Genomic DNA, 15,574 nt, shown 5'->3' on the forward strand with positions numbered 1-15,574 from the left:
TTTCTCGACCTGACTCCCAGTCAGCGGGGTTTGTCTTTGCGGCTGTTGGGCCGTTCCGACGTCTCAAACCTTAGCGGACTCTCTCGGCGATTCCCAATCGGGCCCTTCGGGCGCCGATCAAGATCGACGAGTCCCACTCGAAATTGAATTCGGGCGCGCCGAAAACAATCCCGGACGGGAGATCATGCTGGTGGTTTGGGTGCCGCTGCTGCGGCGGATGTGTCGTCGTGGAACCCTTACGGCTCCGCGGCAACCCGGAGAACATTACGGATCCGGCAGGCGACTGTCAAGCGTCCCGGCCAGGGGTTCTCACAGCGTTCTCAGTCGAGGTCGCTGAGCCGTCCGCCGGCGTCCGGCTGGGCGTGCTCCACGCGGCGAAGGAGCCTGATCAGGATCTCGCCGAGGGCCGTGCGCTCGGCCGGGGACAGGTCCTGGAGGAGGTCGCCCTCGAAGACTGTGGCCAGTCGCATGACCTCGAGCCACTTCTCGCGGCCCTCCGACGTCAGCTCCACGATGACGCGGACGCGGTTGGCCTCGTCGCGCTCCCGGGTGACCAGCCCCTCGGCGACCATCCGGTCGATGCGGTGGGTCATCGCGGCGGGAGTGAGGCCGAGACGCTTGGCGAGGTCACTCGGGCCCAGACGGTAGGGAGCGCCGGACAGGACGAGGGCCTTCAGCACCTCCCAGTCGGCGTTGCTGATGCCGAGCGCCGCGGTCTGCCGGCCGTAGGCCACGTTCATCCGGCGGTTCAGCCGGGACAGCGCGGAGACGATCTGCTCGACCTGGGGGTCGAGGTCCTGGAACTCGCGCTGGTAGGCGGCGATCTGCTCTTCGAGCGCAGGCTCCGTGCCGATGCCGTCGATGCCGCCGGGGGTGTCGCCCATGTTCGCAGTATGGCACGGGACTGCTTGGCATTGAAGTCCTTCCAGGTGTACTGTTTAGCTTCGAACTTTAGCTTCGAAGTCTTCAGTTCTAACTACTGACCACTTCAAGCAACCTCCTGTCCACTACTTGCTACCTGCTTCAGAGAGGGTGAACGTGACCAGGGCGATGGGCGCAGCGATGCGCCGGATCCACGTGGGCAACGCACTCAGCGCGTTCGGGCTCGGCTTCACCGTTCCCTACCTGTACGTCTATGTGGCGCAGGTGCGGGGTCTGGGAGCCATGACGGCGGGGATCGTCCTCGCCGTCTTCGCCGTGGCCGCGCTGATCGTGCTGCCGTTCGCCGGTCGGGCGATCGTGCGGCGCGGCCCGCTGCCGGTCCTGCTCGCCGCCCTGGTCACGGCCGCGCTCGGCGCGCTGAGCCTGGGACTGGCAGGCGGAGCCGGAGCCGTGCTGCTGTCGGCGGCGGCGCTCGGCGCGGGGCAGGCTGTGATGCAGCCGGCGCTGGCGACGCTGATCGTGGACTGCTCGACGGCGGAGACGCGGTCGCGGGCGTTCGCGATGCAGTTCTTCCTGCAGAACCTCGGGCTGGGCGTGGGCGGCCTCATCGGCGGGCACCTCGTCGACACCACTCGGGTCTCCTCCTTCACTCTGCTGTTCGCGATCGAGGCGGCGGTGTTCCTGCTGCTGGTCGTACTGATGGCGACGGTGCGGATGCCGCGCTCCCCGCGGATCGCCGACGATCCGGCAGAGGCGGGAAGGACGGCGGGGACCGGCTGGCGGCAGCTCGTCGGGAACCGAGCGATGGTGCAGCTGTGCGGGCTGGGCTTCGTGCTGTTCTTCGCCTGCTACGGGCAGTTCGAGTCGGGCCTGAGCGCGTACGGCGTGGAGGCCGCCGGCATCGACACCTCGACGCTCGGGACGGCACTGGCCGCGAACACGCTGATGATCGTGGTGGCGCAGTTCGCCGTGCTGAAGTTCGTGGAGCGCCGTCGCCGGTCGCGGGTGATCGCGGCCGTGGGGCTGATCTGGGCCGTGGCGTGGGCCGCGGCGGCGTACGCGGGGCTCGGGCACGGCAGCCGGGCGATGGCCACGGCCGCGTTCGTCTCGACGTACGCCCTGTTCGGGCTCGGTGAGGCGATGCTGTCGCCGACGGTCGCGCCGCTGGTGGCGGACCTCGCTCCGGAGGGGATGGCAGGGCAGTACAACTCGGCCTTCGCCCTGGTGAAGCAGCTCGCGCTGGCGCTCGGCCCGGCCGCGGGCGGCCCGCTGGCGGCCTCGCTGCCCGGGCCGTACGTGGTGACGTTCCTGGTGTTCTCGCTCCTGATCACCGTCCTGGCGCTGCGGCTGGGCCGTGGGCTCAGTGCGGCGCAGGACCATCCGTGGGCCGCGCGGAGCCGCGTGGTCGCCCGGGGCGGGGTGGCCGCGGAGCCGGTGGGCGCCGAGGCGTGAGCCGGCGCCCGTCCGCCGGGGTACGGACCCCCGCACCCCGGCGGACGGTCCGGGTCAGCGCGGGCCCCGTCGGCCCGCCGGCCCCGGCAGGGTGAACTCGCACCAGACCGCCTTGCCGCCGCCCGGGGTTCTGCGCGCACCCCAGCTGGTGGCGATGGTGGCGATGATGGCGATGCCGCGGCCCGACTCGTCGCCCGGGTCGGCGCGGCGGCGCCTGGGGAGGTGGTCGTCGCCGTCCGTGACTTCGACGATGAGCCGGCGGTCGGTGCGCCTGAGCCGCAGCCGCATGGGCGGGGTGCCGTGCTGGAGCGAGTTGGCGACCAGTTCGCTGGCGGCGAGGACGCCGAGGTCGTGCAGCTCGGGCGGGAAGCGCCAGCTGGCGAGGACGCCCGTGGCGAACGCACGCGCGCGTGGGGCCGCTTCCACTCCGCCGAGCAGTTCCAGTGCCGCGTTGCGGAACAGTTCGCCGTCCGGGCCGGTGCGGGCGGGGTGCTGGAGGACGAGGACGGCCACGTCGTCGTCGTGGTCGGCCTGGACACCGGCCGAGCGGACCAGTCGGTCGCAGACCACCTGCGGGGAGCCGGTGGCGCCGGCCAGCGCGCGTTCCAGCGCCGCGATCCCCTCGTCGAGGTCCTCGTCGCGGCGTTCCACCAGGCCGTCGGTGTAGAGGACCGCGGTGGAGCCGGGGCCCAGCGGGACCGAGCCGGAGGCGTGCACCCATCCGCCGGTGCCGAGCGGCGGGCCGGTGGGTTCGTCGGCGCGCAGCACGGTGCCGTTCTCGTCGCGGACCAGGATCGGCAGGTGCCCGGCGGAGGCGTACACCAGGCGGCCCTCGTTGGGGTCGTGGACGGCGTAGACGCAGGTGGCGATCTGGTTGGCGTCGATGTCCGCGGCAAGGCCGTCCAGGAGTTGCAGGATCTCGTGCGGGGGCAGGTCCATGCGGGCGTAGGCGCGGACGGCGGTGCGCAGTTGGCCCATGACCGCGGCCGCGCGCACCCCTCTGCCCATCACGTCGCCGATGACCAGTGCCGTGCGGCCGCCGCCGAGGGTGATGACGTCGTACCAGTCGCCGCCGACCGCGGCCTCCGTGCCGCCCGGCTGGTAGGTGGCGGCGATGCGCAGGTCGTCGGGCTGCTCCAGCACCTGGGGCAGGAGCGAGCGCTGGAGGGTGACGGCGGTCTCGCGCTGCCGGCGCTCGCTGGCGCGCAGGCGTTCGGCGGCGTCGGCGTGGTCCGTGACGTCGGTGGCGAAGACCAGGACTCCGCGGCCGTCGCGGTCGTCGCCCTTCGGTTCGGCGACCGGGGTGCACGTGAACGTGTACGAGCGGCCGTCGGGTGCCTTGCGGGACTTCAGGGTGCGGGGCCTGCCGCTGCGCAGCACCTGGTCCAGGAGCGGGAGCAGGCCCAGTTCGCGCAGTTCGGGCAGGGCCTCGCAGGCGGGTCCGCCGAGCGGGCGTACGCCGAAGGCCGCCGCGTAGGCGTCGTTGACGTAGGCGATGCGGTGGTCGGGGCCGTGGACGAGGGCGACAAGGGCCGGGACGCGGTCGAGGACCTCACGTGCGGGGAGTTCGTCGACGGCGGGCACCGGCGCTGTGTCGTCGGTCAGTTGTTCGGCGCGGGCCGCGGGTACGGTGCCGTCCGCCCGCCCGTCCGCGACGGTCGCGAGATCGGGCCGCGCCGCCGCGCGGCGCTGCGTTCCGGTGATGCCGGGGAGCCGGGCGCTCCAGCGCGTGAAGTTCACGAATCCTTGCCTCGTGTCGTCGTCTCAGGCCGGCTCCGGGCCCGGGCCGGGGGTCAGGGGCCGCGCGGCGGTGACCGCACATTCTTACCGTTCCCGGGGTGCGGGGCAGCGGGAATGCGTCATCCGTGCCGGGAGGGCGGCTGCCCGTCCTCGGCCGCGGGCCGGTTGGGCGGTGTGGCCGACCGCGCCGGCATCCGTGGGACGCCGGGGCGTGCGGCGGAGTTCCCCGGTCCGGTCAGGACGACCCTTTCGGGTTGATGTTCGGGTCGAGAGGATGCTTTCCACCGGCAGCGAGTTCGAACTCTGCCCGGGGATGTTCGAGTGAACCCAGGGAGACGATCTCCCGTTTGAAGAGTCCCGCCAGCATCCATTCGGCGAGCACCCGGGTCTTGCGGTTGACCGTGGGCACCCGGCTGAGGTGGTAGGCGCGGTGCATGAACCAGGCGGGATAGCCCTTCAGTTTGCGCCCGTAGACCTGCGCGACGCCCTTGTGCAGTCCGAGCGAGGCGACCGAGCCGGCGTACTTGTGCGCGTACGTCTCCAGGGGTTCGCCGCGCAGCGCGTGGCTGATGTTGTCGCCCAGGGCCCGGGCCTGGCGGACCGCGTGCTGGGCGTTGGGAGCGGTCAGGCCGCCCGGCTCGCCGGAGGTGACGTCGGGTACGGCGGCGGCGTCGCCCGCGGCCCAGGCGTGTTCGACGCCCTCGACGGTCAGCTGGGCGGTGCACTTCAGGCGCCCGCGCTCGTTCAGCGGCAGGTCGCTGGCGGCGAGGATCGGATGCGGTTTGACGCCCGCGGTCCATACGACCGTTCGGGTCGGGAAGCGCTGCCCGTCACTGAGGACGGCGACGCGGTCGGCGCACGATTCGAGGCGGGTGCGCAGCAGGACCTGGATGTTGCGGCGGCGCAGTTCGGTGACCGTGTAGCGGCCCATCTCCTCGCCGACCTCGGGCAGGATGCGGTCCGAGGCCTCGACGAGTATCCACTTCATGTCCTCGGGCTTGACGTTGTGGTAGTAGCGGGCGGCGTAGCGGGCCATGTCCTCCAGTTCGCCGAGCGCCTCCACGCCCGCGTACCCGCCGCCGACGAAGACGAAGGTGAGGGCGGCGTCGCGGATCGCGGGGTCGCGGGTGGAGGAGGCGATGTCCATCTGCTCGAGGACGTGGTTGCGCAGCCCGATGGCCTCTTCGACGGTCTTGAATCCGATGCCGTAGTCGAGCAGCCCCGGGATGGGCAGGGTGCGCGAGACGGAGCCCGGGGCGAGGACGAGTTCGTCGTACGCCAGCTTCTCGGTGCCCCCGGTCTCCTCCGTGGCGAGGGTGGTGAGGGTCGCGGTGCGGTGCGCGTGGTCGACGGAGGTGGCCTCGCCGACGATGATGCGGCACCGGTCGAGGACGCGGCGCAGCGGTACGACGACGTGCCGGGGGGAGATCGCACCGGCCGCGGCCTCGGGCAGGAACGGCTGATACGTCATATAGGGATCGGGGGTGACGACCGTGATCTCCGCCTCGCCCCGGCTGAGCTCCTGTTTCAACCGCCGCTGCAGGCGCAGGGCCGTGTACATCCCGACGTAGCCGCCGCCGACAACGAGAATGCGCGCACGTTCCTTCACCATCCCATGACGCACCCGACTCTCTCGTTTGTCCACAGCCCCGGCGAATTGTGTGACCGTCGGCCAGCGGCGCGGGGTTGGCCGAAACAGCGGTGTGCGAGGGAAGCGCGCAGGTCAGTAGGTGTACGCCGGGGGATGGAAGGGGGCGCAATACGGGCGTATGGGGCTCGTACTCCGATCGGGGGGCGCTCCGTGCGGAACCTGCCCCTTCTGAATTGACTGCCTCTCAACTATGTTCGTGTGTCGACGGGGTGTGGGGGATGTGATCCGGGCGAGCCCGCCGAGTGGCACCTGATCTCGGGGGCAGGCCCGATCGTGCGTGATCCCGTTCCGCGCGCTCCGGAATCAGGGACGGGGAGAGTCTCCGGGGGGAGACGTCATTACCGGGGGATCACTTATGCACATTCAGGGCACTCACTGGTCCACCGCGTCAGCCACGGCGCCCGGTGGCGGCGCGATGGGCACCGCGGCGGGCAACGCGCGCGGGGACGAGCCCCGGCCGGGCCGGACGGCGCCGCTGCGCGTGGACGCACAGCGCAACCTCGAACACGTGCTCCGGGCGGCCCGCGAGGTCTTCGGCGAGCTGGGGTACGGCGCGCCGATGGAGGACGTGGCGCGGCGCGCGCGGGTCGGCGTCGGCACGGTGTACCGGCGTTTCCCGAGCAAGGACGTCCTGGTGCGGCGGATAGCCGAGGAGGAGACCTCCCGGCTCGCCGACCAGGCGCGGGCCGCGCTCGGCCAGGAGGACGAGCCGTGGTCGGCGCTCTCCCGCTTCCTGCGGACGTCGGTGGCCTCCGGTGCCGGGCGGCTGCTGCCGCCGCAGGTGCTGCGGGTCTCGGTCACCGAGGACCGGGCCGACCCCCGGGTGCCGCAGCAGCGCGTCCAGCCGGGCTCCGGGGAGCTCAGGCTCGTGCCCGACACGGCGGGGCCCGCGTCCGGCGCGGCGGAGGACGACGCGGGGGCGGCGGCGCTGCTGGAGGTCGTGGGCCGGCTGGTGGAGCGGGCGCGTGCGGCCGGCGAACTGCGGCCGGACGTCTCGGTGTCGGACGTGCTGCTGGTCATCGCGACGGCGGCGCCCGCGCTGCCGGACGCGGCGCAGCAGGCCGCCGCTTCGGCCCGGCTGCTGGACATCCTGCTGGACGGACTGCGCTCGCGGCCCGTGTGAACCGTGCCCCCCGCGTGAACCGTGCCCGGTGGGCCTCCCCGTACGGGTGAGGACGGTAACGAAACGCGACGGAGCCCCACGGACGAGTGGAGGATTCCCGCGGCCGGGGCCCGGTGGGGGTCGGTGTGGCAGTCTGACCCGGTGTTCGGGACGGTCTGGCCGACAACGGGGGCGTTTGCGCGATGAGCGTTGACGGGCGGGGTGACGGCGTCGGTGACGGCGGGTCGCGGGCGGACGGGCCGGATGCTCCGCAGGTGCCGGCCCAGGGCGGACCGCCGGGTGCCGCGCGCGGCACCGGGCGGGCCAAGGGTGGTTCCCGGGCACAGGAAGGCGTACCGGCCCAGGGCGGTTCACCGGCGCGGGACTCAACCGCGCAGGGCGGTGTACCGGCACAGGGCTCGACGGCGCGGGGCGGCGTACCGGCGCAGCGCGAGCGGTTCGGGAAGAGCACGGTGTCGCCTGCGTCGGGGCCCCTGTCCTCGGCGGACCTGCCGCCGTCCGACGCCGAGCTGATCGGACGGGTGCGCGCGGGCGAGGACAGCGCGTACGAGGAGTTGTACCGGCGCCACGCCGATGCCGTACGCCGGTACGCGCGCACGTGCTGCCGGGACGCCCACACCGCCGACGACCTGACCGCCGAGGTGTTCGCCCGGGTGCTCCAGGCGGTGCGCGGCGGATCCGGTCCCGAGCACGCCGTACGCGCCTATCTGCTCACCACCGTCCGGCGGGTCGCCGCGCAGTGGACCAGCACCACCCGGCGCGAGCAACTGGTCGACGACTTCGCGGTGTTCGCCGCCCGGGCCGCGCGGGTCGCGGAGCTGTCGGACGACGCCGCCGGCTCCTTCGGAACGGGTCTGGACCTCGGCGCCGATGTGCGCGCGATGCACGAGGCCGAGCAGTCGATGGCCATGCGGGCCTTCCGCTCACTGCCCGAGCGGTGGCAGGCCGTGCTGTGGCACACGGAGGTCGAGGACGAGTCGCCGAGCGCGGTCGCCACGCTCTTCGGGCTGGACGCCAACGGCACCCGGGTGCTGGCCAGCCGGGCCCGGGAGGGGCTGCGGCAGGCCTACCTCCAGGCCCACGTCAGTGCCTCCCTCACCGACGACGAGGAGTGCGCCCGGTACGCCGACCGGCTCGGCGGCTACGCCCGCGGCAAGCTGCGCACCCGTGCCGAGCGGGGGCTGCGCAAGCACCTGGAGGAGTGCGCCAGGTGCCGGCTGGCCGCCACCCAGATCGCCGAGGTCGCCGGCGGTATCCCGGCCGTGGTCCCGGTCGCCGTCATCGGCTGGTTCGGCGCCGCCGGGTACGCCAAGGCGCTCGGCATCGTCGCGGGCGGCGCGGGAGCGGCTGGCGTCGCGGGTGCCGCGGCCGGGGGCTCCTCCAGTGGCGGGGGCGCGGTGGCCTCCGAAGGGCTGGGCGCTTCGGTGAAGGCGGGGATCGCGGCCGGTGTGGTCGGCGTCGCCGCAGCGGCGGTCGCGCTCGCGCTGGTCGGCCAACAGGCCCCGGTCGGCAAGCCGGAGGCGCGGCCCGCCCCGTCCGCCCCGGTCGTCGAGGCTCCTCAGCCGCCGGCGCCGACGCCTTCTCCTCCGCCCGCGCAGGCCCCGGCGCCCGAGCCGCCGAGGTCTGCCCCGAAACCGGCCCCGACGCCGACACCGAAGCCGACACCGAGCGCCGTGAATCCTCCGGCACTTCCCGCCGCGGCAGCACCGACCCCCGCAGCGTCCCCCGCACCGGCGTCACTCGCACCGGCGCCCAGGCCGTCACCGACGCCCACCCCGGCGCCCACCCCGACCAAAGAGCCCGCGCCCACCCCCATGCCGACGCCGGCTCCCCCTCCCGAGCCCGAGCCCGAGCCGGTCGTCTACCCGTGGAACGAGCTGAAGTACGACCTCACCGGAGACGGCACCCGCCCCGAGATGCGGATCGGCGCGAGCAGTTGGGTGTGGCAGCGCCGCAGCCTGTCGATCGCCGGCCGGCGGTACGCGCACGGGGTGACCGTGCACGGCAGGTCGTCCGTCACCGTCGACCTCAACCGCGAGTGCTCCGCCTACGACGCCGTGGTCGGTGTCGACGACCTGACGGCCGGGCTCGGCCGGGTCTCCTTCTCGGTGTACGCCGACGGGGTCCCCTTGTGGAACTCGGGGACGATCGCGGGAGGCGACCCGGCCGTCGCCGTCCATGTGAGCCTCGTCGGCCACCGGACCGTACGGCTGGTCGTCGAGCCGCACAGCGCCTTCGACACCGCGGCCCTCTCCGACTGGGCCGAGTCCCGGTTCACCTGCCGGTAGGGGTCGGCCGGCCGCCGGAGGCCAGCGCACCCCGCTGCGGGGCGATGCCCGACGGTACCGCGCGGGCACGCGCGGGCGTGCCGGTCCAGCAGGTGCCGCGACGGGACAGCAGGCGCCGCAGCCACAGCTCGAGGGAGACCAGCTCCGCCAGGCCGTCCAGCGGCAGCGGTTCGCCCTGCGAGGCCGCGCGCAGGGCCTTGCGGACCACCCGCGCCTCGACCAGGCCGGCCTCGGCGAGCAGGGGGGTGGCGAACAGGTCCACCAGGTCGTTGACGGCCACGCGCAGGCCGGTGCGGGACGCCGCCGCGGCCGAGGCGTGCGAGGGAGCGCCCCAGCCGGGGGGCAGGTCGCCCACTCCCGCGCCCTGGAGCACCGTGCGCAGAATCGCCGCGCGGGCACCCGGCTGCACCCGCAGGGCCTCCGGCAGGGCCCGGCAGGCACGGACGACCTGGTTGTCGAGGAAGGGCGTGTGCAGCCGCTGGGAGCGGACCTCGGCCGCCTGCTCCAGCACCCGCAGGTCCGCCGCGTGCCGGGCGAGGGCGGCACGCGCGCGGTAGTCGCCCGGCCGCTGCCCGGGACCCACTCCCGAGCGGTGGGTCGCGCCTTGCAGGCGAACCGATACTTCAGCCAGCGCCTCTCCGGTCAGCCACCGGGCCGCGGGCCCGGGTCTGGCCCAGGTGAGTGCGGCCAGGGAGGCCCCGACGGTGCCCGCGGGCTCGTCGAAGCGGCGGTGCAGCAGCCGTTCGGCGAGCAGGTCGAGCCCCGCGCGGTAGGGCGTGCGCGACAGCCGTCGCGCCGCGCCGTACACGCGCGCGGGGACCATGACCGATCCGTCGGCCTTGGCGAGCGCGGCGACGGGCCGGACCAGATGGCGGCGCTTGCGGTCCATCAGCAGGTCGGCCAGGCGCGCGGGGTGGGCGTCCAGGACCTGCCGGGCGCCGTGGCCGGTGAAGTGGTCCGCGCTGCCCGCCGCGAGCCGTGCGCGGTGCCGTGCCGCCGCGACCAGGGACGGGCCGGGTTCGTCGGTGAGGGGGCCGTCCAGCTCGGCGTAGGGCAGCACGTCCTCGCCGCCGGTCACCACCACGTGGTGCAGACGGGGGTTGGCCGCGAGGGTCCCGGCGCGTTCCAGTTCGGCCTCGCGCCCGGTGGCCGTCAGGTCGTTGAAGGTGACCGCGAGCAGACGCTCACCGGCTCCCGTGCCGTGGCCAAGGAGGGTGCCGGGCCGGCCCGGCAGCCCGGCGGCCAGCAGCGCGAGCGTGCCCGAGGCCGGTCCGCCGGACAGGTCGGCCCCGATGCCCGGCACCGGCATCCCTCGGGCCGCGCGGCGCTCGGCGGGGCCCATGCCGGGCACCGGGCCGGGATCGATGTCGGGTACGTGCCGCGGCGCGGACAGCCGGGCGCGGACGGCTTCCACCAGCGCGTCGCGCACCGCGTCGACCGCGCTGTCCGGGTCGGCCGGCGGCGCGGCCACCGCGAGCGAGGCGACCGGTTCGTAGCCCGCGACCTCACGCGCTCCCGCACGCAGGATCAGCGCGTGGCCCGGCGGAATGCGCCGTACGCCCTCGTAGGGCGTGGAGTCGTCCAGCGCGGCCGGTACGTCGGGGGCGGCCAGCAGGGCGGCCAGATGCCCGAAGTCGAGGTTGGCCTCGACGAGGTCGGCCAGCGGCAGCGCGGCCGTCGCGTACGCCGTGCCGCCGGCCCACGGGGTGTGGAACACCGGGCGGGCGCCGGCGAGGTCGCCGCAGACGGTGACGCGGCGGTCCACCTGTACGACGGCGGTGTAGCTTCCCGGCCAGGCCGTCAGATGCCTGAGCGCGCCACCGCGCGCGGCGAACAGACCGAGCCGCAGCTGTTCGTCGGAGGCCCCGCAGATGCCGAGCACCGCGATCCTCGTCCGGGCGTCGGCCTGCACCACGCGGATCTCGTCCGGGCGCCAGTCGCCGACCGCCCACAGCGGGTCGGGGTCGCCCCACAGGAGCTGGGAGCCCACCGGGTGCAGGGTCTGGCCGTCGTGTCCTGTGGCGCCCGCGGAGCCGATCCCGATGGCGCCCGCGGCGGTGCTGCTCCATCCCACCAACCACCGCATCGAAGCCTCCACCGCCTGTGGGCAACCAGTGCACCGCAACGAACCGGGTCACCATGCTGCCACGAAGGAGGCGCGCCGGAGGGGAGGCGGAGCCGCCTTGGGTGGGGTGTACGCGCCCCCGTGCGCCTGGCCCGGTGGTGGCGAACGCCCGTACCGTGCAAGGTCGCTGCGACTCGAATGCGCCCCCTGATGCGCTCCCCGCGACACCCTTCGCGCCCTCAACTTCCATGGTGGGGGCGGTAATTCGGCATTGGCACACAGGGTCGATTTTCGGCCAATTCCGCACCATGGGGGCACGCGTGCGCACGCTCCGTACTCGCACTGCGCGTCACGCGGACAACACGCAGTCCGGGAGGCGGAGTTCGCCCCCCGGACCGTTCCGCCACCCGCGGGGATGAAGGCGGCGGTGTCCCCCAGCCCACTGGATCCAGTACAGCGGGCCGACCCACGCAGGACCATGGAACCGCTCCCCCGGTGGCCGGAGTAGAGCGCACGGACGGGCGCACGGCCACACAGCAGGTGCACGCCGCAACCCTGCGTGCAGGGCCCGCACTTGAGTGCGGGCCACAATCCCGCCATCCGGAAGAATGCCCCTTAACGCTTGGGATGCGGCGAACTACGCTGGGTTTACGAATGCCGCGTGGTTATGCCAGCGCGACAGCCGTCTGTGTCGAGGGGTGGCGCATGTCCAGGGAGCAACGCGGGCCGAACGAAAAGCTCGGCGCCGTTCTCGCCCTCGCGGGAATCAGCAACGCAGGCCTCGCGCGGCGCGTCAACGACCTCGGCGCCCAGCGCGGGTTGACGCTTCGCTACGACAAGACCTCGGTGGCGCGCTGGGTCTCGAAGGGGATGGTGCCGCAGGGTGCGGCGCCGCACCTCATCGCGGCCGCCATCGGGCAGAAGCTCGGCCGCCCGGTGCCGCTCCACGAGATCGGCCTGGCGGACGCGGATCCCGCACCCGAGGTGGGCCTCGCCTTCCCCAGGGACGTGGGCCAGGCGGTGAAGTCGGCGACGGAGCTGTACCGGCTCGACCTCGCCGGCCGCCGGGCCGGCTCCGGCGGCATCTGGCAGTCGCTCGCCGGATCGTTCGCGGTGAGCGCGTACGCGACGCCCGCCTCGCGCTGGCTGATAACCCCGGCCGACAGTTCGGTGGCGCGCGAGGCGGGCCCTGCGGAGGCCTCCGGCGCACCGGTCAAAGTCGGCCACAGCGATGTGCAGAAGCTGCGGGAGGCCGCCGAGGACGCCAGGCGCTGGGACTCCAAGTACGGAGGCGGCGACTGGCGTTCGTCGATGGTGCCGGAGTGCCTGCGCGTGGAGGCCGCGCCGCTGCTGCTCGCCTCGTACTCCGACGAGGTCGGCAGGGCGCTGTTCGGCGCCTCGGCCGAACTGACCCGGCTCGCTGGCTGGATGGCCTTCGACACCGGTCAGCAGGAGGCCGCCCAGCGCTACTACATCCAGGCGCTGCGCCTGGCCCGCGCCGCCGCCGACGTACCCCTCGGGGGCTACGTGCTGGCCTCCATGTCCCTCCAGGCGACCTACCGCGGCTTCGGCGACGAGGGCGTCGACCTCGCGCAGGCCGCCCTGGAGCGCAACCGGGGCCTGGCCACCGCCCGCACCATGAGCTTCTTCCGGCTCGTCGAGGCACGCGCCCACGCGCGCGCGGGCGACGCCCAGGCGGCCGGCGCCGCCCTCAAGGCGGCCGAGGGCTGGCTGGAACGGTCCCGCGACGGGGACAACGACCCGTCCTGGCTCGGCTTCTACGGCTACGACCGGTTCGCCGCCGACGCCGCCGAGTGCTACCGGGACCTGAAGGCACCCCGTCAGGTCCGCCGCTTCACCGAGCAGGCGCTGTCGAAGCCGACGGAGGAGTTCGTCCGCTCCCACGGCCTCAGACTGGTCGTCTCGGCCGTCGCCGAACTGGAGTCCGGCAACCTGGACGCGGCCTGCGAGCAGGGCGTGCGGGCCGTGGAGGTCGCCGGGCGGATCTCCTCCGCGCGCACCACGGAGTACGTCAAGGACCTCCTGCACCGGCTGGAGCCCTACAGCGACGAGCCACGCGTGGTCGAGCTGCGCGAACGGGCCCGCCCGCTGCTGATGACCACCGCCTGAACCTGCCCGCTCCCCGCGCGCGGCAGGACACCCCGGCCGCGCGGTACCACCGCCTCGAGGGCATTGTCAGTGGCGCAGTGCACTATCGAGGCGGGAGGTGGAGCAGGTGCGGCCGGACATCGCTTACGACTGCGACGTGCTGGTGATCGGAGGTGGCATCGTCGGCCTGTCGACGGCGTACGCGATCACGCGCGCCGCGCCGGGCACCCGCGTGACCGTGCTGGAGAAGGAGCAGGGCCCGGCCCGGCACCAGACGGGACGCAACAGCGGGGTGATCCACAGCGGGATCTACTACCGGCCGGGCTCGCTGAAGGCACGGTACGCGGCGGGGGGCGCCGCCGAGATGGTCAAGTTCTGCGCGGAGTACGGCATCGCGCACGAGGTGACCGGGAAGCTGATCGTGGCGACCGGACGGGACGAGCTGCCCCGGCTGCACGCGCTGGTGCAGCGCGGCCGGGAGAACGGCATTCCGGTGCGCGAGCTGGGCCCCGCGCAGATCGAGGAGTACGAGCCGGAGGTCCGCGGACTGGCCGCGATCCACGTGGGGACGACGGGGATCTGCGACTTCACGGCGGTGGCACGGCAGCTTGCGCGGGCCTCCGGCGCGCGGATCCGGTACGGGGCCAGGGTGGTGCGGGTGGACCGCCGGCCGGAGCTCGGGGTCGCCGTCCTGACCGGGCGCGGTGAGATCGTCCGCGCGCGTGTGCTGGTCAACTGCGCGGGGCTGTACTGCGACGAGGTGGCACGGATGACCGGGGACGACCCGGAGGTGCGGATCGTGCCGTTCCGCGGGGAGTACTACGAGCTGGCGCGGCCGGAGCTGGTGCGGGGGCTGGTGTATCCGGTGCCCGATCCGGCGTTCCCGTTCCTCGGGGTGCATCTCACCCGCGGGGTCGACGGCGGTGTGCACATCGGGCCCAACGCGGTGCCGGCGCTGGCCCGCGAGGGCTACGGATGGGGGACCGTACGGCCGCGGGAGCTGGCGGGGACGCTGGGCTGGCCCGGGTCGTGGCGGATCGCCCGCCGCCACTGGCGGTACGGGGCCGGGGAGCTGCGGCGGTCGGTGTCGAGGGCCGCCTTCACCCGGGCGGTGCGCCGGCTGGTACCCGCGGTGCGGGAGGACGACCTGGTGCCGGCCCCGGCCGGGGTGCGGGCGCAGGCCGTCCTGCGCGACGGCACGCTGGTGGACGACTTCCTGATCAGGGAGGGCGCCCGGACGGTGCACGTGCTCAACGCGCCCAGTCCCGCGGCGACCGCCTCGCTGCCGATCGGGCGCGAGGTGGCGAGGCGGGCCCTGGCCGTGCTGGCGGCGGCATGAAGGGCACGCCGGGCCCCGTCGGCCTTGAGGACCGCTTCGTGCCGGGCCCCCGTAAAATCGTTCCCACTGTGACTGACTCGCTGAACACCCCCCAGGCTCCCGCCCCCGGCGAGCTGCCCCGGCACGAGCCCGGCGTGTCCCTGCGGCACACCCGGGCCAAGGGGGAGCCGCGTTTCCCCGACGGGCCCAGGGCCGATCCGGCCGGCTCGCACTTCGAGCGGCGGATCCGCAGCTTCCAGCCACGCCGGAGCCGGGTGACCGCGGGCCAGGCGGACGCGTTGCAGCGGCTGTGGTCCACCTGGGGGCTGGACATCGACGGGCAGCGGGTGATCGACCTCGCCGAGCTGTTCGGGAACGCCCGCCCGGTGGTGCTGGAGATCGGCTTCGGAATGGGCGAGGCCACCGCCCGGATGGCGGCCGCGGACCCGGACACCGACATCCTCGCCGTCGACGTGCACACGCCGGGCCAGGGCAACCTGCTGAGCCTCGCCGACCGGCACGGACTCGGCAACGTCCGCGTCGGCAACGGCGACGCCATCATCCTGCTGCGCGAGATGCTCACCCCCGACAGCCTCGGCGGGCTGCGCGTCTACTTCCCCGACCCCTGGCCGAAGAAGCGGCACCACAAGCGGCGGCTGATCCAGCCGGAGTTCCTGACGCTGGCCGCCACCCGGCTCAGGCCCGGGGCGCTCGTGCACTGCGCGACGGACTGGGAGCCGTACGCCCAGCAGATGCTCGACGTGCTGACCGCGCACCCGGACTTCGAGAACACCCGGCCCGACGGCGGTTTCGCGCCACGTCCGGGCTTCCGTCCGCTGACCCGTTTCGAGGGCCAGGGACTGGAGAAGGGTCACGTGGTGAACGATCTGCTGTTCCGCCGCGTACCCCGGCCGGAAGACCAGCAGCCGCAGTGACCTCGTGAGGG

At 73.8% G+C, this 15,574-nt stretch carries 10 protein-coding genes; 6 read left to right on the plus strand and 4 right to left on the minus strand.

Annotated features, from left to right (window positions below; translation table 11 throughout):
* Positions 1-320: 320 nt before the first annotated feature.
* Complete coding sequence (locus tag CG719_RS21745) at positions 321-884, minus strand: MarR family winged helix-turn-helix transcriptional regulator (protein ID WP_100570358.1); 564 nt, start codon at positions 882-884, stop codon at positions 321-323.
* A gap of 178 nt (positions 885-1,062) precedes the next feature.
* Here CG719_RS21745 and CG719_RS21750 point away from each other — a divergent pair, with 178 nt between their 5' ends.
* Positions 1,063-2,334 (plus strand): MFS transporter, encoded by a 1,272-nt coding sequence (locus tag CG719_RS21750; RefSeq protein ID WP_199836739.1) that lies wholly within the window; start codon positions 1,063-1,065, stop codon positions 2,332-2,334.
* Positions 2,335-2,388: 54 nt separating this feature from the next.
* Here the strand turns inward: CG719_RS21750 and CG719_RS21755 are convergent, their stop codons facing one another.
* Both CG719_RS21755 and CG719_RS21760 read right to left on the minus strand, forming a co-directional pair.
* Positions 2,389-4,074 carry an ATP-binding SpoIIE family protein phosphatase gene (locus CG719_RS21755; RefSeq protein WP_100570360.1) on the minus strand — a complete coding sequence of 562 codons (1,686 nt, stop codon included), beginning with the start codon at positions 4,072-4,074 and terminating at the stop codon, positions 2,389-2,391.
* 235 nt (positions 4,075-4,309) lie between these two features.
* Positions 4,310-5,686 carry an NAD(P)/FAD-dependent oxidoreductase gene (locus tag CG719_RS21760; protein ID WP_100570361.1) on the minus strand — a complete coding sequence of 459 codons (1,377 nt, stop codon included), beginning with the start codon at positions 5,684-5,686 and terminating at the stop codon, positions 4,310-4,312.
* A 394-nt stretch (positions 5,687-6,080) separates the two neighbouring features.
* Here CG719_RS21760 and CG719_RS21765 point away from each other — a divergent pair, with 394 nt between their 5' ends.
* Together CG719_RS21765 and CG719_RS21770 are read left to right on the plus strand one after the other, a co-directional pair.
* Positions 6,081-6,848, plus strand: a complete 768-nt coding sequence (locus tag CG719_RS21765) for a TetR/AcrR family transcriptional regulator (protein ID WP_100570362.1) — start codon at positions 6,081-6,083, stop codon at positions 6,846-6,848.
* A 182-nt stretch (positions 6,849-7,030) separates the two neighbouring features.
* The gene (locus tag CG719_RS21770) at positions 7,031-9,136 is read left to right on the plus strand and encodes a sigma-70 family RNA polymerase sigma factor (protein ID WP_100570363.1); all 2,106 of its coding nucleotides are present in this window, start codon (positions 7,031-7,033) and stop codon (positions 9,134-9,136) included.
* On the opposite strand, the gene CG719_RS21775 is transcribed toward CG719_RS21770, so the two are convergent.
* The gene (locus CG719_RS21775; RefSeq protein WP_100570364.1) at positions 9,123-11,222 is read right to left on the minus strand and encodes an asparagine synthase-related protein; all 2,100 of its coding nucleotides are present in this window, start codon (positions 11,220-11,222) and stop codon (positions 9,123-9,125) included. The genes CG719_RS21770 and CG719_RS21775 overlap by 14 nt on opposite strands.
* Positions 11,223-11,906: 684 nt before the next feature.
* Here CG719_RS21775 and CG719_RS21780 point away from each other — a divergent pair.
* The 3 genes from CG719_RS21780 (at position 11,907) to trmB (ending at position 15,563) form a co-directional block, all read left to right on the plus strand.
* On the plus strand, positions 11,907-13,331 hold the full coding sequence (locus tag CG719_RS21780; RefSeq protein WP_100570365.1) for an MFS transporter: 1,425 nt from the start codon (positions 11,907-11,909) through the stop codon (positions 13,329-13,331).
* Between the two features lie 97 nt (positions 13,332-13,428).
* Positions 13,429-14,649 (plus strand): L-2-hydroxyglutarate oxidase, encoded by a 1,221-nt coding sequence (lhgO, locus tag CG719_RS21785; RefSeq protein ID WP_100570366.1) that lies wholly within the window; start codon positions 13,429-13,431, stop codon positions 14,647-14,649.
* A gap of 68 nt (positions 14,650-14,717) precedes the next feature.
* Complete coding sequence (gene trmB, locus CG719_RS21790) at positions 14,718-15,563, plus strand: tRNA (guanosine(46)-N7)-methyltransferase TrmB (RefSeq protein ID WP_100570560.1); 846 nt, start codon at positions 14,718-14,720, stop codon at positions 15,561-15,563.
* The last annotated feature ends 11 nt before the right edge of the window (positions 15,564-15,574 follow it).

It is taken from the genome of Streptomyces sp. CB01373, assembly GCF_002803075.1.
In the GTDB taxonomy this organism is placed as follows: Bacteria; Actinomycetota; Actinomycetes; order Streptomycetales; family Streptomycetaceae; genus Streptomyces.